We start from the raw sequence: 21,223 nt of genomic DNA, 5'->3' as shown, positions 1-21,223 counted from the left end.
CAAGAACATTGACCTATAGGTGATCCCAATAATCGGGATCACCCTCTCTGAACCCCTGCCTGAAAGGGCATAAATCTTGCGAGAATGTCCCATGAAGAATGATTCATCCACGCTCAAACGTGGCCTTAGCGCCAGACATATCCGTTTCATGGCGTTAGGTTCCGCTATTGGCACGGGCCTATTTTATGGTTCTGCCGAGGCTATCCGTCTGGCAGGGCCCGCAGTATTACTTGCTTATCTGATTGGCGGTGCAGCGGTGTTTATGGTGATGCGCGCACTGGGTGAAATGGCGGTACATGATCCGGTTGCAGGATCTTTTGGTCATTACGCCAGTCGCTATCTTGGCCCATTGGCAGGTTTTCTAACCGGCTGGACATATACCTTCGAGATGGTCATCGTGGCACTCGCAGATGTCACCGCGTTTGGTATTTATATGGGGTTGTGGTTCCCGGATGCGCCGCAATGGGTTTGGGTGTTGAGTATTATTTTCTTTATTGGTGCGCTAAATCTATGCTCAGTCAAAGTCTTTGGTGAAATGGAGTTCTGGTTATCGTTGCTAAAAGTGACTGCAATTATTGCCATGATTGCAGCAGGGCTAGGCATTATGATGTTTGGCTTTGGTGCTGGTCATGAGAGCACTGGCGTCAGTAATTTATGGTCCCATCAAGGGTTCATGCCAAATGGTATTACGGGGGTAATTGCTTCATTTGCTGTAGTGATGTTTGCCTTTGGTGGTATCGAAATCATCGGGGTGACCGCCAGTGAAGCGAAGGATCCAGAAAAAGTATTACCACGGGCGATTAATACCGTCCCAGTGCGTATTCTACTGTTTTATGTTTTGACCTTATTTGTTTTGATGGCGATTTATCCGTGGAATAGCATTGGGCAAAATGGCAGTCCTTTTGTAGAGATTTTCAGCAGTTTAGGGATTAGCTCTGCGGCGAACATTCTGAACCTGGTGGTTATTACTGCGGCTATTTCGGCGATCAATAGTGATATTTATGGTGCCGGTCGTATGATGTACGGCTTAGCGCAGGAGGGACTGGCACCTAAGTGTTTTAGCCGCCTGACCCGCAATGGTGTGCCATGGATGACAATTTTAGTGATGGCGATTGCTTTATTATGTGGGGTGGTACTGAATTATTTGATCCCAAAAAATGTGTTCCTGATTATTGCCTCGATTGCGACTTTCGCGACTGTTTGGGTGTGGCTAATGATTCTAATATCGCAAGTTGCGATGCGCCGCTCAATGAGTAAAGAAAATGTAGCCCGCTTAGCCTTCCCTGTGCCTTTCTGGCCGGTTGCACCTATCCTGACCATTATCTTCATGGCATTTATTATCGCGGTTTTGGGGTATTTCCCTGACACTCGAATTGCCATGTATGTTGGTCTAGCCTGGGTTGCATTAATGACTCTTGCGTGGTGGGTTTGGTTACGTAAAACCCCCGCCAATATGATTACAGAGCGAGTGGAAAACAGCGAAGCGTAGGTTCGGTAGATTTTAATTGGGCCACTGATAATAGTATTTTTTGGCCCGATTTATTTTTCAGGTATGGGGTGTACTTAAAAGCCAAATCCAGCAGAATAAAGGGATAAATGCCCAACTTGACTCCACCCATCACATTCCCTGCCAAGGCTTCTGTTTTCAATGTAAACCAACCATTCTCGAAAGGATTAGACTCATACTCATAAGGGCGATGAAATCGAAGATAATCAACTCTTCTCTAGTGGAAGGGGTCTGTTCGAGAGTAGATTCGGTCGTTTTCAGGGCATGTTATTCTGTAAATCAGCAACTCTGATATAAAGTAACCGTAATAAAGTTAAACCCGTTTATTTAATACTATCGTGAAATGAGGTGGATAATGGGGAATTAAGCTGTTTAAGATTGTTTCTTTGACAGTAATGACTGGATGCCAATTTTATTAATACTGCACTATATACCAAGATAATGCTTTGCGTTTAAAGTACGATATGACCAGATGGTGATAAAGTGGCCTTAATGATGAAAAAAATTATATACATACGGAGTAACTACCCATGCCTGCCATAGCCATTAAACGGTGGATTAAACGGATTGTTCTGGTTTTGGTGGTAATGTCCGTTACCATACTGGCAATACGCATTTACGATACACAACGTGGCCCGAAACTTGAGCTTTGGCACACGTTTGTTCCTCATGATATGCGCGCCGCCGAAATTGATAAAGCCAATTGGGCAGATTACATAAAAGCTGAAAATGCGCTTTTCGATGAAGTTCGGATTAATGTGACCGAAAAACTGGAGCCGGGAGCACAGGTTCCGCTTAATCGTTATTATTCTGGTAGCGCGATTTATCCGCCTCATTTTAAAAATGACTGGAACCGCTCTTACATTCTGCAACCGGAAGGTAAACCTAAAGGTGCCGTCGTATTACTGCATGGTTTAACTGACACACCCTATAGTTTGCGCCATATTGCGGAAAATTATCGCGAGCGTGGTTTTGTTGCTATTGGTATTCGTTTGCCTGCTCATGGTACCGTCCCCGGCGCTTTGACTGATGTGGATTGGCAGGATTGGTTAGCCGCTACACGCCTTGCTGTTCGTGAAGCGAAAGCCCTGAGCGGCCCGGATTTACCATTGCATGTCATTGGTTTTTCTAATGGCGGCGCGTTGGCAATGAAGTACACCTTGGATTCACTGGATGATCCGGCACTGGCAAAACCTGAGCGAGTTATATTGATATCTCCAATGATTGGAGTAACAAGCTTTGCACGTTTTGCCGGTATTGCCGGTTGGCCAGCTATTTTCCCTGCCTTTGCGAAAGCAGCTTGGCTTGGGATTGTGCCCGAGTTTAATCCGTTCAAATATAACTCTTTCCCGGTGAATGCTGCTCGCCAGTCCTATTTACTGACGTCCGTTTTGCAACAGCAAATAGCGCGTGATGCCAGAAATAATAAAATGGAAGAGTTACCGCCAATTCTGACTTTCCAATCATTGATGGATTCAACGGTCAGTACCCGCGCGGTTGTGACGGCTCTTTATAACCACTTGCCGAAGAATGGGAGTGAGGTGGTGCTGTTCGACTTGAACCGCGCAGCCAGTTTTGGCCCGCTATTAAGAAGTTCTTCTTATACAGCTTTGGCCCGTTTATTACCGCCACCGCCGCGTAATTATAGCGTCACCATTATTACCAACGTTTCACCGCAAAGTAATGAAACGGTGGCGTTAACAACCCTGGCAGGGCAAACCAATGAGACCTCTGTCCCGACTGGATTGATTTATCCGCCGGATATTTTCTCGCTATCTCATGTGGCGTTACCATTCCCAATGAGTGATTCGCTCTATGGTCGCTACCCTGAGCCGCGTGATCAATACGGTATCAGCCTAGGGACATTCGCCGCACGTGGCGAGCGGGCCGTGCTGGTCGTGGGATTGGATTCACTGATGCGTATCTCATCTAATCCATTCTATCCATATATGTTGCAACGCATAGACGACAAGATAGATGTCCCCGCTAAATAATAGTTTTTATAAATGATAGTGTTTCTAAGCCCCCGATTGGGGGCTTTTTCATAATGAGTGTCATACTTTCAAATCGTAGATGTTCTTCATCTTTATTGACCCGGAAAGGAATGCATCATGTCTATTGAAAAAGTCGTATACCGCGCCAAAGCGAAAGCCACTGGTGGCCGTGATGGTCGAGCAACATCCTCTGATGGTGTACTGGATGTGAAATTGGGTGTGCCAAAAGAGATGGGCGGGGCCGGTGGCGCGGTGACTAACCCAGAACAGTTGTTTGCTGCTGGTTACTCTGCTTGTTTTCTGGGAGCCTTGAAGTTTGTGGCAGCAAAAGAAAAAGTGAAAGTGCCTGACGACGCCAGCATTGAAGGAACAGTCGGTATTGGTGCCATTCCAACGGGTTTTGGTATTGAAGTGCAACTAGATATCAGCCTGCCGGGTATTGAACGCAGTGTGGCTGAGGATTTAGTGAAGAAAGCCCATGTTGTTTGCCCATACTCCAATGCAACGCGCGGCAATATTGAAGTCACGTTGAATATCAAATAAATCACTATCCCCAAGCAAAATCCCATGAGAATTATCTTGTGGGCATATCGTGCTTTTTCCCCCAATTTACTGCTGATTGAGCAGAGATATCCTAGCCGGACTTTGCGCTCTGCCGCGGATTGCATGACTCAGAATTGTTAAGATAATTCTTGTAACTGAAATCAATAGCGTGCTTATTAGCTCTGTACTGAACCTGAGGCGGGGTTCACTGTCTGATTGATTCAAGCCGCAAATAGTGCCTTTGGAGACCCTGCGTTATATGGACAGAGTTAAATCTTTATCACAGCAAAGCATTTCTTTGTTGTTGGCTGTTTATATTGGCATTTTCCTGAATATCTCTGTCTTTTATCGTCGTTTTGACACCTTTAGTCAGGGCATCCAAGGTATAAAAGTCGTGTCTGCTATCACTGAAGTGATGGCCATTATTCTGTTTACCTTTTTCGTTATGCGCATTATCTCCCTCGGGGGAAGACGGTTTTATCGTGTCGTGGCCACCCTTCTGGTGCTAATTTCTGTTGCAGCCAGTTATTACATGACTTTTTTCAATGTCGTGATTGGCTATGGCATCGTTATTTCCGTTTTGACCACGGATACTGATTTATCAAAAGAGGTTATCGGGCTTCATTTTGTTATCTGGATGGTTGTCGTCAGCGCACTGCCTGTGCTGCTTATCTGGAAAAATACCTTACAGTTCACTTTGCTCGAACAATTCCGCACGCCAGGCCAGCGCATCAAACCAATATTACTGATGGTGGCTGTTGTTGCATTGGTGTGGTTACCGCTTCGCTATCTGGATAAAGTACAACATGCGGATGAACAACTGAACACGGTGGATTTACCGAGTTATGGCGGGGTAGTTGCTCACTCCTATCTGCCGTCTAACTGGTTGGCAGCATTGGGTTTATATGCTTATACCCAATATGATGAAAAGTATGATGCGGCGACATTATATGACCCCGCCGAACATCATACTTATATTGCACCCGCCGGAATTGATGACACTTATGTGGTATTTATCATTGGTGAAACAACGCGTTGGGATCATATGGGGTTATTGGGATATTCACGCGACACCACCCCGCGCCTAAGTAAAGAAAAGAATTTAGTCGCTTTTCGCGGCACATCTTGTGATACCTCCACCAAACTTTCATTGCGCTGTATGTTTGTGCGTGAAGGCGGGGCAGAAGAGAATCCACAACGGACTCTGAAAGAGCAAAATGTGTTCGCTGTGATGAAATCCTTGGGCTTCACTTCCGAATTGTTCGCGATGCAGAGTGAGATGTGGTTCTACAATAATGCGAATGTCGATAACTATTCATTCCGCGAATTGATTGCTTCTGAGAAACGTAATGATGATAAGCCGGTGGATGATATGCTACTGGTCGATGAACTGAAAGAATCTCTGGCGCGCTATCCTGTGGGCAAGCATTTAGTGGTGTTGCACACTAAAGGCTCACATTATCTTTATTCCCAGCGCTACCCGCGTAGCTATGCCCTCTATCAGCCCGAATGTATGGGTGTGGATGATTTTTGCAGTAAACAGCAACTGGTGAATGCTTTTGATAACAGTGTGTTGTACACCGATTCATTTATTGCGAATGTGATTGATCAACTGCGTGATAAGAAAGCGTTGGTATTCTATGCCGCAGATCATGGGGAATCTATCGACGATAATTCTCACTTCCACGGCACCCCGCGGGAAATGGCGCCACCAGAGCAATTTCGCGTGCCACTGATGGTCTGGGCATCCGATAAGTTTCTGGCACAGCCGGCCAGTCTCAGCGCTTTTGAGCAACTACAAGCTGAGCAGCGCATTGGCAAAAACCATCGACAGATTGAATTGTTTGACTCCATCCTCGGCTGTTTAGGCTATACCTCACCCGATGGTGGAATTAATGCCAGCAATAACTGGTGCCAGGCCCCAACACGACATATTCAGCCCGCAATTTAACACCTGGATACAGGTATAATCCGATATTGATTGATTTTTGATACCTATCCACATTGTAATTATAAGCTTGCTGTATACTCCAGATTGAGTTCCTTCTCGGCTGGAGTCTTCCGTGACTTACCGTGTTGCTTTTATTGATGATCACGACATCGTGCGCTCAGGTTTTGCCCAATTACTTTCTCTCGAGGATGATATCCAGGTGGTGGGTGAATTCAGCTCAGCAAAGCAGGCTCGCCTTGGGTTGCCGAGTCTCCAAGCGAATATCTGTATTTGCGATATTTCTATGCCCGATGAAAGTGGCTTGGATTTATTGAAAGACCTCCCCTCAGGAATGGGGGTCATTATGCTATCGATGCATGACAGCCCGGCGCTAGTCGAAATGGCGCTCGAGCGCGGGGCGAGAGGTTTTCTCTCCAAACGTTGTAAACCGGAAGATTTGGTCTCTGCCGTCCGCACGGTAGGCAGTGGTGGTGTCTATCTGATGCCTGAAATTGCCCAACAATTAGCGCGTATTGCTGTTGATCCCTTAACGCGCAGGGAGCGCGAAGTTGCGGTGTTATTAGCTCAGGGAATGGAGGTGCGCGAGATTGCCGAGTCACTTGGCTTGTCACCTAAAACGGTTCATGTACATCGCGCTAATTTATTTGCCAAACTGGGGGTCAGTAATAATGTTGAACTGGCCAAACAGGTATTGAATCTATGATGCAGCGTTTAATTATGCTGCTGGCATTATTCTTTATTTATATTACCGCGGCTTTCTGTTTATGGTCTGTTGGTACACAGTTGGTTGATAGGCCCTTACAGGCCTTGCTGCTATTTCCGTTCGGCCTACGTATGGGTATTTTATTGCAAAGCCCACGGCAATACTGGCCGGGAATTCTCCTCGGTGACGCCTTATTATGGTGGCTGCTAACGGAGCAGTTTGGTTTCCCAGAGTTATTGTGGTTCGCGATTCCATTGCTGCTGGCGACGACCTTGTTAGCGGTTTTTGCATCCCCGTGGTTATTACGCCATCAGAAAAATGGCAGTGAATGGAAATGGCCGTTAATGCAGGGGGCCGTTATTATCGGGGCTGCATTGATACAGGCGTTGGGATGGCAAATTGCCAGTCAACAGGGGGCGATGGCACTGTTATTGGGGCTGGTTGGCGGTTTAACTATTGCGCCGATTTGCCTGTTATTGTGGCATTATCTAGCGCGCCAAATCTGGACGCCTTTGGAACCGGGGCTGATCCATAAACCGATTAATCTGCGTTTGAACCACATTATGTGGTATCTGCTGCTGTTTGCATTGAGTATTTGGCTGCAACACCATATTACCGAGTCAGATTTATATTTATTTGCCCCTTTCTGTCTGGCTATTCCGATTGTATTTATGTCTTACCGTTATGGCTGGCAAGGGGCCGTTGTGGCAACGCTACTCAATGGCATGGTGTTATTGATTAACACCCCGGTTGAATTAAATTCACACCGTGATTTACTGTTGTCATTATTAGCGCAGAGTTTGACTGGCTTATTATTAGGCGCTGGAATCCAGCGGCAGCGGGAGTTAAATCAGCAATTACAAATCCGGCTGAATGAAAATCGTGAATTAGCCAAAGCCTTGGTCGTGACAGAGGAGCATGCCCGCCGCGATGTTGCGCGTGAGTTGCATGATGAGGTAGGGCAGACTGTGACAGTCATCCGTACTCAAGCCAGTATTATCAAACGGTTAACAGCACAACCTCAGGTTTTAACCAGTGCCGAAATGATAGAGATACTGGCTTTACGGGTTTACGATGGTGTGCATGATGTTTTAGCTAAATTATGGCCCGCAGCATTAAATGATTTGCCATTATCGGGGGCTATTGCAGCATTGATGCGTGAGCTTATCCCACAAGATCAGTCAGTTGTGGGGGTGCTACACTGGCAACTGGATGATTATTCAATTGATGAAACACTGAAAATTACGTTATATCGCATCTGCCAAGAAGGTGTGACCAACGCATATCGTCATGGGGCTGCCAACCGGATTGAGATTAATGCGACACAGGATAATCAGAATATATATCTCACTATCCGTGATAATGGCAAAGGTGTGGATTTGGCGACATTAACGCCAGGTTACGGATTGCGTGGTATGCAATCACGGGTGAGTGCATTAGGTGGGAGCTTTAGCTTAAGTGTGAATCAGGGCACTTGCTTAAATGTGATCCTGCCCACAGTTTCCACTCCTGCTAAGGAAAACTAGGAAATATTCTCGTTTATAGTGGGAATTTCCCTAATTAGTTTCGCGCGTGCGCGCACCATGATGACCGCACTTATATAATACTCTGAGGTTCAATATGTGGTCTTTCCTCAAAAGTCGCGATAACATACCAGTGGTAACCAATCAGGAACAGATTGATTCGTCTTACAAATACTGGCGTATCCAGTTAATGTGGACAATGTACATTGGCTATGCAGCTTTTTATTTCACACGTAAAAGCTTCAATTTCATTATGCCAGCCATGCTTAGCGACTTAGGCCTAACGATGTCAGATGTTGGGATTTTAGGTACGCTATTTTATATCACTTATGGTTGTTCTAAGTTTATTTCGGGGATGATCAGCGACCGCTCAAATCCACGTTATTTTATGGGTATTGGTTTGGTCATGACTGGGATAATTAATATCCTGTTTGGCATGAGTTCTTCATTGCTGGTATTTGGTACCTTGTGGGTCATTAATGCCTTCTTCCAAGGGTGGGGCTGGCCGCCATGCTCTAAAATATTGACCAGCTGGTATTCCCGCTCGGAACGTGGCAGTTGGTGGGCAATCTGGAATACTTCACATAACTTTGGTGGCGCATTAATTCCCTTGCTAGTTGGCTTTATTTCTCTGCACTTTAGCTGGCGCTACGGCATGATTATTCCAGGCATTATCGGTGTGGTAATTGGTTTACTGATGTGCTGGCGACTGCGTGATAAACCTAGCACCATGGGGCTGCCAAGTGTAGGCAAGTGGCGTAATGATGCCATGGAGCTGGTGCAGGAATCTGAAGGCCAAGGGCTATCAAACAAAGAAATAGTCAAACGCTATGTCTTAACCAATAAATATATCTGGTTGCTGGCGGTTTCCTATGTGCTGGTTTATATCGTCCGTACGGCGATCAATGACTGGGGAAACCTCTATTTGACGCAAGAGAAAGGCTATTCATTAATGACGGCCAACTCAGCAATTTCATTATTTGAAGTGGGCGGATTTATCGGCTCACTGGTCGCCGGTTGGGGCTCAGATAAATGGTTCCGTGGTAACCGGGGGCCGATGAATCTGATATTCGCTATCGGCATCTTTCTATCTGTCGCATCATTGTGGATTATGCCGGGAGTCAGTTATGTCTTGCAGGCGGGGTGTTTCTTCGCCATCGGCTTCTTTATTTTTGGCCCGCAGATGCTCATTGGCATGGCCGCTGCTGAATGTTCACATAAAGATGCGGCGGGCGCAGCCACAGGTTTTGTTGGGTTATTTGCTTACTTAGGTGCTGCTTTATCAGGTTACCCTATTGCTCGCGTTATGGAGATTTGGCACTGGAATGGTTTCTTTGTGGTTATTTCCGTGGCCGCTTGCTTATCTGCTTTCTTCTTACTGCCATTCTTACGCGCGCAATCACCACAACTGAAACACGCTGAAGCTTGATGTTGGCTCGAATGATTCAGTTTTGGCCAAAATGATGCTTTTAGCAACAGTCACTGACGGGTTGTTAAAAAGTGATTGACGCCCTAGACGCGCCGCAGTAAGATGCGCCCCGATTCGGCGAGTAGCGCAGCTTGGTAGCGCAACTGGTTTGGGACCAGTGGGTCGGAGGTTCGAATCCTCTCTCGCCGACCAAATTTAAAAACCCTGACAGCAATGTCAGGGTTTTTTTGTGTCTGAATAGTATTATTTTATCATTCTAATTCTCAAAACTTCTTTAAATATCTCTATTTTTCTAGTTGTTAAAATATTTATCGCATTCCAAATTTATATTTATTGTTTCTCATGAAATATATTATGTCTTATTGATTGCGTTGACTTTTCTAGCCCTAAAGTAGGTAATTATATGCGCTTTTTACTAAAAGCATTTTTATAATTAATCGCTATTATTTATTTAAATAAGGAATGTATTATGAATGTAAACTGCATATATACAGGGGAAGTAGTATCAACACTATCACTGGCTATTTTATTTTCTTTCAGTAGTGTATCAATAACAAATGCTGCAAGTATTGTTGCTGATAGTCAGGCACCTATAGAACAACAAGCTAATATAAAAGTTGAATCTACCCCTTGGCCTTCTGTTGTTCCTTGTCGATCTGTGAAAGGTTGTGGTCATAGAGTGGATGTAAATATTACAGCACCTGATGGAAACGGTTTATCACATAATAAATTTACTCAATTCGATGCGCCTCATTTTAGTGATACCATTGTACTAAACAATATACTATCCAAGGAGAATAATGGTAATCCAAACTTGGCAGGAGCTGCTGCAAAAATAATTTTAAATGAGGTGAGGTCCCCACAAAAAAGTCTTTTAAATGGAACGGTGACGCTTTCAGGCCAGGATGCCCATGTTATTATTGCTAACCCATCAGGTATTGATTGTAATGGGTGTTCATTTAATAATATATCTCATCTGACACTAACCACAGGTGGTGCATATTTCAGTCATAATAACAAGCTGCAAGGTTTTGAAGTCCAGGGTGGGCAAATAAATATTAATAAGGGGGAATTTAACAGTCTGGGATTTAGTCACAAAGGGAAAAATAAAGGCTCAGCCTATCTCGATTTGTTCACTGATTCATTAAAAATTAAAGGCGATATTTTTGCGGATGATCTCTTTGTTATTGCAGGAAAAAAAATAATAAGATTGGCATCTCCTGGTGAAAGGATGGGTATCTCTTCATTAGTTTCCCATCTAAGTCCGCCAGATAACATCGACAGTGTTAAGGTTATGGGGGGGATGTATGCCAATAAGATACGTATTATTACCGAAGGAAATATCATCAATAGAAATTACATCCAATCAGCCAGTGCACTCCAAATGGTAGCAGGTGCAAATATAGACAATCGTTTGGGAAGCATAACAGCTGGGGCTATGCTGCTATATAGTGGTGGTGTGATCAATAATATCGATGGAAAAATAAAAGTCAGCAAATCAAATGATAATTCAGCAGTAGATATAGTTGCGGGAAGTTTGATTAATAATCGTGGTAAAATATACTCGCACGGTAAGAATATAAAAATAAGAGTTGATAAACCCATTGAAAATCATAAAGGTGAGATTGCTATTTTTGGTAATAAAAATAAAAAGCAGTTAAAGATATAACATCACTTTCTGGTGTTGAATATATATTAATTAACTACATTCTTATCAAGCAATTAGTCATAAGTGGTGGCTAATTGTTTGATTGATGATATTCATCCGTGGTTTCATTGATATGGGGTTTATTAAATGAAATTAAGATCTATAATTGGGATTATTACAAATAATATCAATAACCCATGGGGCGTGACAGCTTTATTATCTCTTTTGTTTTTTATATCTGTTTTATCCTTTACTGCCAAGGCAGATATTAACCAAACTCAAGCTACTATATTTAAACAGCAACACCGCGATTTAAAAAGTAGTTTTACACCATCATTGAAATATTCGTCGATGGGTAGCCAATCTGTTGCACCGGCAGAAAAGAATTTGTCAGATAATTTGTCATGCTTGGCTATTAAACGCGTAGAACTAATAAATATTGATGCTTTTCCTAATGCACGGAATTTGCTACAGCGAGCAAAACAAGTTGAAGGTCATTGTTTGGATGAGAAAGCATTATCTGCTCTGCGCGAGGAACTGCAATGGCAACTGGCTGCTGATGGCTATATTACTTCGTACGTAGCCTTTACTGAAGACAGTTACACCGACGGAATTTTATTATTGACGTTAATCTCCGGCAGCTTGAACGGTATCAAACATCATGAAGACAGCGATGGCTATGCACAGTTAAATTTAGCTTTCCCCGGCAACGAAGGTGACTTGGTTAATTTGCGTAACCTTGAGCAGGGGCTGGAAAATTTGCAGCGTTTGCCCTCAGTGGATGCCACGATGGATATAGTATTAAATCGCGAAGATTTAAGCAGTCAGATTGTGGTAAAACGCCAGCAATCTCGCTTCTGGCGAGTAAGTGCTTTCCTGGATGATGCAGGGCATTATACCGTCGGCCGTTATCGTGCGGGGGCAACGTTATTTCTTGATAATCCATTATCCTTGAGTGATTTAGTTTATTTCTCTGCCAGTCGTGAGTTAGATAATCATCATGATAAAGGTAACAGTAATTTGGCCCTGCATTATTCAGTCCCGTTTGGCTATTGGTTATTAAGCCTGACAGGGAGTCAGGGAAGCTATTATCAATCTTTGTTGCTGGGCAATAGCGCATTTAAATATCGCACCCGTTGGCGGACATTGGATATGCAAATTCAAAGGCTATTAATGCGAGGATATAATTATAAAACAGTTGGCTCCTCGGGAGCATTAATTCGAAAATCAAACCGTTTTTTTGCCAATACAGAACTGGAGATTCAACGGTTAGACACTGTTGACTGGTACCTCGGGCTACAACATGTTTACTATAGCCATTGGGCGACCATAAAAGGTGGCGTTAATTACCAGCAAGAGACACCATGGTTTGGTGCGCGATCATCACCTGGTAGAGAGGCAGCCCCAGCGACCAAATTAATTCATCTCACTGCGTCACTGGATATTCCTTTTATGCTAGGTGAACAGCGTTTTCATTATCAACAGGCATTTAGCCAGCAATACACTCATTCAAATCTCACGGTACAAGATAATTTTTCCATCGGGGGTCGCAATTCTGTGCGCGGATTTTCTACGGGGAGTGCTTTAGTCGGGTCACAAGGATGGTTTTTAAGAAATGATTTTTCCTGGATAAATCAAAAATTGGCTAACCAACTGTATGTTGGTGTGGATTATGGTGAGGTGAGGGAGGCAGGAGAGCCATTTTTATTAGGGCGTCGCTTAGTTGGCGGCGTGTTAGGTGTTCGGGGGAATTATCATAAGGTTGGATATGACTTTAATATTGGCTTGCCACTTGATAAACCAAGTGAATTAAAAACTGATCCTGTAGCATTAGGATTTATAGTGAGTTGGCAGTATTAGTTTTCATCTATAATGGTTAACTATAATTTATGTATATGTGAAGTACTTTTAAGGTTGTAATAATGTACTAATCACCAGAGTATAAAGCTACTTTATTATAATTCAATAGGGTGGATAAATAATGATTAGCTTATGTTTGTGCTCTAGATTTAATATTAAAAATAACAGAACTGAATTATCCTATGGTTTTATTATTTATATTTTTTATTCGTTAATTTCATTTTCACATGCTGAAATTATTGTCGATAAAAATGCTCCTCAACATCAAAAGCTAGGTTTGTCTTCGATATATATAAAAGAAAGTCAATCATATTGCAAGGCTTTGAATGCATATTGCCGTGGTGCTAATTACACGACGGTGAATATCCAAACCCCCAATGAACAAGGTGTGTCGCATAATAAATATGTTAAATTTGATGTCTTAAAGGGGGCTGGGTACGATAAAGTATCGCTTAATAATTTTCTTGCATCGAGTGCTACTGGAAATCCAAATTTAATCACGGTGCCTGCAAAGGTTATTCTCAACGAAGTCACTTCAAATCAGCCGACTTTATTAAATGGTTCTCTGAGTGTTGCAGGTGAGAAAGCACATGTCATTATCGCTAACCCCGCCGGGATTCATTGTGATGGTTGCCATTTTAGCAATACTGATCATGTGACATTAACATCGGGATTGCCTGTTTTTTCAGGTGGTTACATTAATGGATATAATGTGACTGGGGGAGTGGTAGATATTGGCAAAGCCGGTTTGGTGTTTGTTGATAATACTAATGCCTATCTGGATATTTTCTCACGCTCATTAAATGTAGATGGCGAAATCAGAGCAGATGATATCTTTCTTATTATTGGAAAACACGCGGTGAGTTATGCCCCCATAGGTGGGCGTGTCAATGTAAGTTCGTTAGCCGGATTTACCTCCAAGGATGAAGATAATATTGGCATAGATGTTAGTCATTTAGGCGGAATGTATGCAAATAAGATTTTTATATTCTCCAAAGATGGTGGTGTAAAGAACTCTGGTATTATTCACGCAGATAATAAAATCAATATTACTTCAAATAGATTTATTGTCAATAATGGGAAAATATCTGCTGAGGATATCAGTCTGCGCAGCTTGGCATTAATTGATAATCAGCAGGGGACAATAAAAAACATAAAGCACTCTTCGGGGGTTGATACTAATGGGAGATTAGGGATTAATATCGCGGGCAGAATTGTTGATAATAAAAAAGGCTATATTTACTCAAATCTAGGGAGGGTGGTTATTGATGCAAAGGGTAGATTTTACAATGCTCATGGGGTAGTCAGAACTCTTGGTTCATATGGAGTCGCAGATATTAAGATTAAATCTAAAGCATTCCATAATTTTAATGGAGTAATAATAACGACAAATAATATCTCAATAAATACAGATAACTTTAAAAATAATCAAGGGCGGGTTGTCAGTGCTTTTGGCGCAGTGAATTTGCGCTATAAAACGCTAGAGGACACGACGGGAGTATTGCACGGGGGAATGGGAGTTAAAAAAACCATAAAGTAATCGATAAAATGCTTTTGTTAGCTTGCTCATCATGGCATGCACTGATTTGGGGCACGATGGTGGTGCGCCCTGATTGGGGGGCAGTTCGCTCCGCGGCCAAGTAAATAAACCGGGCGATATTTCTCTTTTTTAACAGCACGCAAAATGTTTGAGATTCCGGCTGTTTGTGACAAGGTTCACGTCACATATCGGCTGTCGCAGTCGCATTTCTCTCTATTTTCTATCGTTTTTACAAAAAAATCTGAACAGATATACATCATTTGGTAACAAAGTTTTTTTGTTTGTCATTGGTTGTTACAGCTGCTTAATTTTATTTAGACAGTTTATACCGCTGGCTTATTGCCGATAGCATAAATTTTAATGCTGATAATGTTAATGGGAAGTTTTTTTTATGTTTGCATGCTGTTTCGCATTGTCTTGATAAATCCACTTAGACCGTATTGACGTTGCCACTAACTGTTGCCAAATTGGTACCCTCAGGGGGAGTAATCGAGAGCAATTTGGGGTGATTTCGTGCACTCAATATTGTCGTCGCGATAACATTTGTCCGGCATCTCAATCCCGCATCCCTGCGGCAAAAGGCCAAAACGGTACAGTCCACTGATTAAAAAATTATAGGGCATGGCCGTACACACAACACACATCACCATAATGGAGCACAAGCGATGACGATTTCCTTGGGAAAAACAGGGATACTGAAATTCGGTATTGGGCTGATTGCACTGACCGTGGCGGCCAGTGTTCAAGCGAAAACATTGGTTTATTGTTCTGAGGGTTCTCCGGAAGGTTTCAACCCGCAGCTTTTCACCTCTGGCACTACTTATGACGCAAGCTCGGTTCCTATTTATAACCGTCTGGTGGAGTTCAAACTCGGGACAACCGAAATTGAACCTGGCTTGGCTGAAAAGTGGGAAATTAGTGAAGATGGTAAAACTTACACTTTCCACCTGCGTAAGGGCGTGAAGTGGCAAGATAATAAAGACTTCAAACCGACCCGTGATTTCAATGCTGACGATGTGATTTACTCTTTCATGCGTCAGAAAGATGACAAACATCCGTACCATAAAGTGTCTGGCGGCAGCTATGAATACTTCCAAGGTATGGGGATGGGTGATTTGATCACCAACATTGTTAAAGTTGACGATAACACTGTGCGCTTCGAACTGGCGCGCCCAGAGTCACCATTCCTGGCTGACTTGGCGATGGACTTCGCGTCAATTCTGTCTGCTGAATATGCCGACGGCATGCTGAAAGCAGGCACGCCGGAAAAAGTCGATTTGAACCCAATCGGCACCGGCCCGTTCCAGTTGCAGCAATATCAAAAAGACTCCCGCATCCTGTACAAAGCGTTTGATGGCTACTGGGGCACCAAACCGAAAATTGACCGCCTGGTATTCTCTATTACACCAGATGCGTCAGTCCGCTACGCAAAACTGCAGAAAAATGAATGTCAGGTGATGCCGTACCCTAACCCGGCTGACATCGCGCGCATGAAAGAGGATAAAACCATCAATTTGATGGAGCAACCTGGCCTGAACGTCGGTTATCTCTCTTTCAACGTTGAGAAAAAACCACTGGATAACGTCAAGGTTCGCCAGGCGCTGACCATGGCCGTCAACAAGCAAGCTATCATCGATGCGGTTTATCAAGGCGCGGGCCAAGCTGCCAAGAACCTGATCCCACCAACTATGTGGGGCTACAACGATGAAGTGAAAGATTACGGCTATGACCCGGCTAAAGCGAAAGAGTTGTTGAAGGAAGCGGGCTTGCCAGATGGTTTCGCCATCGACTTGTGGGCTATGCCAGTTCAACGGCCATACAACCCAAATGCGCGCCGTATGGCTGAAATGATCCAGTCTGACTGGGCGAAAGTGGGCGTGAAAGCCAAAATCGTGACTTACGAGTGGGGTGAATACCTCAAGCGTGCTAAAGACGGTGAACATGAGACTGTGATGATGGGTTGGACTGGGGACAATGGGGATCCAGATAACTTCTTCGCGACTCTGTTCAGCTGTGATGCAGCCAAACAAGGTTCCAACTACTCCAAGTGGTGTTATAAGCCGTTTGAAGACGTGATCCAGCCAGCACGTGCTGAGTCTGACCATGACAAGCGTGTCGCACTTTACAAACAAGCTCAGGTTGTGATGCACGATCAAGCGCCTGCGCTGATTGTTGCTCACTCAACAGTGTACGAGCCGGTGCGTAAAGAAGTGAAAGGCTATGTTGTTGATCCGTTGGGTAAACACCATTTCGAGAACGTGTCCCTGGATTAATTTTAATCTAGAAAGTAGAGCCGGTGGGCGTGCATAGCATGTGCACCGGCTTCTTCATTTAGATTAAGACAGATACAGATGTGAGCCATATAACCTCGCCCAATAAGTGTCATTGTCGCAGAAATTTTGAGCATGGATTGCGCCCAAACACCGAAACACCTTATACGTGGCGGTGATGAGCACTGCTCTCTCAAAATGATGCACAAAATAGCCTAATGGGATGGGTTTAATAAGCTTGGTTGCCCACGAGCAGCCCGGCATTCTACACAGAGAGTTCGGGATATGTTGCAGTTCATACTCCGACGTTTGGGGCTAGTTATCCCAACGTTTATCGGCATTACTTTGCTGACCTTTGCTTTTGTCCATATGATCCCCGGCGACCCGGTGACCATCATGGCTGGGGAACGCGGTATCTCCGCAGAACGTCATGCGCAAATCATGGCGGAAATGGGGCTGGACAAGCCTCTCTATCAACAATACTTCCACTATGTGAACGGCGTATTACATGGCGACCTCGGTATTTCACTGAAAAGCCGTATTGCTGTCTGGGAAGAGTTTGTTCCCCGCTTTAAAGCGACACTGGAGCTGGGAGTCTGCGCGATGCTGTTTGCTATCGCCGTGGGTATCCCGGTCGGCGTGCTGGCGGCAGTTAAACGCGGTTCAATCTTCGATCACACTGCCGTGGGGGTCTCTCTCACCGGCTATTCGATGCCTATCTTCTGGTGGGGTATCATGCTGATTATGCTGGTTTCGGTGCAATGGAACCTGACCCCGGTGTCGGGGCGCGTCAGTGATACGGTCTTCCTCGATGATAGCCTGCCGTTAACCGGTTTTATGCTGATTGACACCTTGGTTTGGGGCGAACCAGGCGACTTCAAAGACGCGGTGATGCATATGATTTTGCCCGCCATCGTGCTGGGCACCATTCCCCTCGCCGTCATTGTGCGCATGACCCGCTCCTCAATGCTGGAAGTGCTGGGTGAGGATTACATCCGCACGGCGCGCGCCAAAGGGTTGAGCCGGATGCGGGTGATTGTAGTTCATGCCTTGCGCAATGCCTTGCTGCCAGTGGTCACCGTGATTGGCTTGCAGGTCGGCACCATGCTGGCGGGGGCGATTTTGACGGAAACCATCTTCTCCTGGCCAGGATTAGGGCGCTGGCTGATGGATGCTTTGCAACGCCGAGATTACCCGGTGGTACAGGGTGGGGTGTTGCTGGTCGCAATCATGATTATTTTAGTTAACTTGCTGGTAGATGTGCTCTATGGCGTAGTTAACCCGCGTATTCGTCACAAGAAATAAGGGGCGCAGAATGTCTCAACTTACTGAGTCGACAGTAAAAAGTGCGCCGAAGCCGATGACTCCATTGCAGGAATTTTGGCACTATTTCAAGCGCAATAAAGGGGCTGTTATCGGCCTGTTTTACATCATTATTATGCTGCTGATTGCCGCTGGTGCGACCTGGCTTGCCCCACACGGCCCGGCAGAGCAATTTCGTGATGCCCTACTGAAGCCGCCGGTCTGGGAAGAGGGGGGAAGCTGGAAATTTATTCTTGGTACTGATGATGTTGGCCGCGATGTATTGTCCCGCCTGATGTATGGGGCGCGCCTCTCGCTATTGGTCGGCTGTTTGGTGGTGGTGCTATCGCTGGTGATGGGGGTTATTTTCGGCTTACTGGCCGGTTATTTTGGCGGCGTCGTCGATGCCATCATCATGCGGATTGTCGATATCATGCTGGCACTGCCAAGCTTGTTGCTGGCGTTAGTGTTGGTGGCGGTATTCGGGCCTTCGATTGTCAATGCCTCATTGGCGCTAACCTTTGTGGCCTTGCCGCACTATGTTCGTTTGACACGAGCAGCAGTGCTGGTCGAGGTCAATCGCGATTACGTCACGGCCTCCAGAGTGGCTGGGGCGGGGTCGATGCGCCAGATGTTTATCAATATTTTGCCAAACTGCCTAGCGCCGCTCATCGTGCAGGCTTCTCTCGGCTTCTCTAACGCCATTCTGGATATGGCGGCTCTTGGCTTTCTCGGCATGGGTGCGCAGCCGCCAACACCAGAGTGGGGCACCATGCTCTCTGATGTGTTGCAGTTCGCTCAAAGCGCTTGGTGGGTGGTGACCTTCCCTGGTGTGGCGATTCTGCTGACGGTTCTGGCGTTTAACCTGATGGGGGACGGCCTGCGTGATGCTCTCGACCCCAAACTCAAGCAGTAATAGAGGTAGAGAGAGATGGCACTTTTAAATGTAGATAAATTGTCGGTGCATTTCGGTGACGAAAGTGCGCCGTTCAAAGCCGTAGACCGCATCAGTTACAGTATTGAGCAAGGTCAGGTGGTCGGGATTGTCGGTGAATCTGGCTCAGGTAAATCGGTCAGTTCATTGGCAATCATGGGGCTGATTGATTACCCCGGTAAAGTGATGGCCGATAAACTGGAGTTTAATGGCCGTGACTTGACCAAGATTTCTGAAAAAGAGCGGCGTCAGTTAGTGGGTGCGGAAGTGGCGATGATTTTCCAAGACCCGATGACCAGCCTTAATCCGTGCTATACCGTCGGTTTCCAGATTATGGAAGCGCTAAAGGTGCATCAGGGAGGCAACCGCAAAACCCGTCATCAGCGGGCGGTGGATCTGCTGAACTTGGTCGGCATTCCGGATCCGGCGTCGCGTTTGGATGTCTATCCGCACCAGCTTTCCGGTGGGATGAGTCAGCGGGTCATGATTGCGATGGCCATCGCTTGTCGGCCTAAGTTGCTGATTGCCGATGAGCCAACGACGGCGCTGGACGTGACGATTCAAGCGCAAATTATTGAATTGCTGCTGGAATTACAGCAGCGTGAAAATATGGCGTTGTTGCTGATTACCCATGATTTGGCATTGGTCGCCGAAGCGGCCCATCACATTATTGTGATGTATGCCGGTCAGGTGGTGGAAACCGGTAAGTCATCGGAAATTTTCCGTGCGCCGCGCCATCCATATACTCAGGCATTGCTGCGGGCGCTACCGGAGTTTGCTCAGGATAAAGCACGGCTGGCATCATTGCCGGGTGTGGTGCCGGGTAAATATGACCGGCCTGAAGGCTGCTTGCTAAATCCGCGTTGCCCATATGCCAATGATCGCTGCCGTCGTGAAGAACCTGAACTGCTGGGGCCAGCCGGGCGTCAGGTCAAATGCCATACACCGCTCGATGATGCGGGGAGGCCGACCCTATGAGTCAAGTGACTGAAATGAAAAATGAATCACAGGCCGCTAAGCCACTGTTGCAAGCCATTGATTTAAAAAAATACTATCCGGTCAAGAAAGGATTTTTTGCACCGGAGCGCTTGGTTAAGGCGCTGGATGGGGTGTCGTTCACTTTAGAGCGAGGCAAAACATTGGCGGTGGTTGGGGAGTCCGGCTGTGGTAAATCCACTTTGGGCCGCTTACTGACCATGATAGAAATTCCAACCGGTGGTGAGCTTTATTACCAAGGCCAGGATTTGCTTAAGCCCGATGAAAGTGCAGAAAAACTGCGGCGGCAGAAAATCCAGATTGTGTTCCAGAACCCGTATGGTTCTTTGAATCCACGTAAGAAAGTGGGGCAGATTCTGGAAGAGCCATTGCAAATCAACACCAAACTCAATCGCCAAGAACGGCGCGAAAAGACCTTGGCGATGATGGCAAAAGTTGGTCTAAAAACCGAACATTATGACCGTTATCCACATATGTTCTCCGGTGGCCAGCGCCAGCGTATCGCCATTGCCCGTGGGTTGATGTTGAACCCGGATGTGGTGATTGCCGATGAACCTGTTTCTGCACTGGATGTGTCAGTGCGGGCCCAAGTATTGAACTTGATGATGGATTTGCAGCAGGAACTGGGATTGTCGTATGTCTTTATCTCCCATGACCTGTCCGTGGTTGAGCATATTGCTGATGAAGTGATGGTGATGTATTTGGGGCGCTGTGTTGAAAAGGGCAGCAAAGAGGCCATTTTTAACAATCCGCGTCACCCTTATACACAGGCATTGTTATCGGCGACACCACGTCTGAACCCAGATATGCGCCGTGAACGTATTAAGTTGACCGGCGAATTACCTAGCCCGATGAGCCCACCGCCAGGTTGTGCATTCAATGCGCGCTGTCGTCGGGCATTTGGTACCTGCACGCAGTTGCAGCCACAACTGAAGAAATATGGTGATCAAATGGTGGCTTGTTTCGCCGTCGATCAGGATGAAGCGGAAAAAGCCAACGGTGCATAGCAGGCCACAGTGCTGT

The 21,223-nt window shown here is 45.5% G+C and carries 15 protein-coding genes and 1 tRNA gene; all 16 read left to right on the top strand.

Annotation, left to right across the window (positions count from 1 at the left end; translation table 11 throughout):
• Window positions 1-91: 91 nt before the first annotated feature.
• The 16 genes from D5F51_RS21545 (at window position 92) to dppF (ending at window position 21,207) form a co-directional block, all read left to right on the top strand.
• The gene (locus D5F51_RS21545) at window positions 92-1,489 is read left to right on the top strand and encodes an amino acid permease (protein WP_129198984.1); all 1,398 of its coding nucleotides are present in this window, start codon (window positions 92-94) and stop codon (window positions 1,487-1,489) included.
• A gap of 548 nt (window positions 1,490-2,037) precedes the next feature.
• Window positions 2,038-3,501, top strand: a complete 1,464-nt coding sequence (locus D5F51_RS21540; protein ID WP_025376514.1) for an alpha/beta hydrolase — start codon at window positions 2,038-2,040, stop codon at window positions 3,499-3,501.
• Between the two features lie 117 nt (window positions 3,502-3,618).
• On the top strand, window positions 3,619-4,044 hold the full coding sequence (locus tag D5F51_RS21535; RefSeq protein ID WP_025376515.1) for an organic hydroperoxide resistance protein: 426 nt from the start codon (window positions 3,619-3,621) through the stop codon (window positions 4,042-4,044).
• Between the two features lie 259 nt (window positions 4,045-4,303).
• Window positions 4,304-5,995, top strand: a complete 1,692-nt coding sequence (gene eptB, locus D5F51_RS21530; protein ID WP_129198982.1) for a kdo(2)-lipid A phosphoethanolamine 7''-transferase — start codon at window positions 4,304-4,306, stop codon at window positions 5,993-5,995.
• 112 nt (window positions 5,996-6,107) lie between these two features.
• Entirely contained in the window at window positions 6,108-6,698 is a 591-nt protein-coding gene (uhpA, locus tag D5F51_RS21525; RefSeq protein ID WP_025376517.1) for a response regulator transcription factor UhpA, read from the top strand.
• The gene (gene uhpB, locus D5F51_RS21520) at window positions 6,695-8,224 is read left to right on the top strand and encodes a signal transduction histidine-protein kinase/phosphatase UhpB (RefSeq protein WP_129198980.1); all 1,530 of its coding nucleotides are present in this window, start codon (window positions 6,695-6,697) and stop codon (window positions 8,222-8,224) included. The genes uhpA and uhpB overlap by 4 nt, the downstream gene beginning before the upstream one ends.
• Before the next feature lie 94 nt (window positions 8,225-8,318).
• A complete protein-coding gene (gene uhpC / locus D5F51_RS21515; protein WP_129198978.1) occupies window positions 8,319-9,650 on the top strand; it encodes an MFS transporter in 1,332 nt (443 codons plus the stop codon).
• Window positions 9,651-9,765: 115 nt separating this feature from the next.
• Window positions 9,766-9,842, top strand: a tRNA-Pro gene (locus tag D5F51_RS21510).
• A 277-nt stretch (window positions 9,843-10,119) separates the two neighbouring features.
• Window positions 10,120-11,319 carry a two-partner secretion domain-containing protein gene (locus D5F51_RS21505; protein ID WP_129198976.1) on the top strand — a complete coding sequence of 400 codons (1,200 nt, stop codon included), beginning with the start codon at window positions 10,120-10,122 and terminating at the stop codon, window positions 11,317-11,319.
• 126 nt (window positions 11,320-11,445) lie between these two features.
• Window positions 11,446-13,158, top strand: coding sequence for a ShlB/FhaC/HecB family hemolysin secretion/activation protein (locus D5F51_RS21500; RefSeq protein WP_129198974.1), 1,713 nt, complete (start codon window positions 11,446-11,448; stop codon window positions 13,156-13,158).
• Window positions 13,159-13,279: 121 nt separating this feature from the next.
• Window positions 13,280-14,698 carry a two-partner secretion domain-containing protein gene (locus D5F51_RS21495; protein WP_129198972.1) on the top strand — a complete coding sequence of 473 codons (1,419 nt, stop codon included), beginning with the start codon at window positions 13,280-13,282 and terminating at the stop codon, window positions 14,696-14,698.
• Window positions 14,699-15,363: 665 nt separating this feature from the next.
• A complete protein-coding gene (dppA, locus tag D5F51_RS21490; protein ID WP_129198970.1) occupies window positions 15,364-16,971 on the top strand; it encodes a dipeptide ABC transporter periplasmic-binding protein DppA in 1,608 nt (535 codons plus the stop codon).
• A gap of 282 nt (window positions 16,972-17,253) precedes the next feature.
• Window positions 17,254-18,273 (top strand): dipeptide ABC transporter permease DppB, encoded by a 1,020-nt coding sequence (dppB, locus tag D5F51_RS21485; RefSeq protein ID WP_025376523.1) that lies wholly within the window; start codon window positions 17,254-17,256, stop codon window positions 18,271-18,273.
• A gap of 10 nt (window positions 18,274-18,283) precedes the next feature.
• Window positions 18,284-19,186: a dipeptide ABC transporter permease DppC gene (gene dppC, locus D5F51_RS21480; protein ID WP_025376524.1), complete on the top strand. Its 903-nt coding sequence runs from the start codon at window positions 18,284-18,286 to the stop codon at window positions 19,184-19,186.
• 15 nt (window positions 19,187-19,201) lie between these two features.
• Window positions 19,202-20,182 (top strand): dipeptide ABC transporter ATP-binding protein, encoded by a 981-nt coding sequence (gene dppD / locus D5F51_RS21475; protein WP_025376525.1) that lies wholly within the window; start codon window positions 19,202-19,204, stop codon window positions 20,180-20,182.
• Window positions 20,183-20,196: 14 nt separating this feature from the next.
• Window positions 20,197-21,207 (top strand): dipeptide ABC transporter ATP-binding subunit DppF, encoded by a 1,011-nt coding sequence (gene dppF / locus D5F51_RS21470; RefSeq protein ID WP_025376526.1) that lies wholly within the window; start codon window positions 20,197-20,199, stop codon window positions 21,205-21,207.
• Window positions 21,208-21,223: the final 16 nt, after the last annotated feature.

Source organism: Yersinia hibernica (assembly GCF_004124235.1).
Taxonomy (GTDB): Bacteria; Pseudomonadota; Gammaproteobacteria; order Enterobacterales; family Enterobacteriaceae; genus Yersinia; species Yersinia hibernica.
This window is presented reverse-complemented; position numbering and strand designations above follow the sequence as displayed.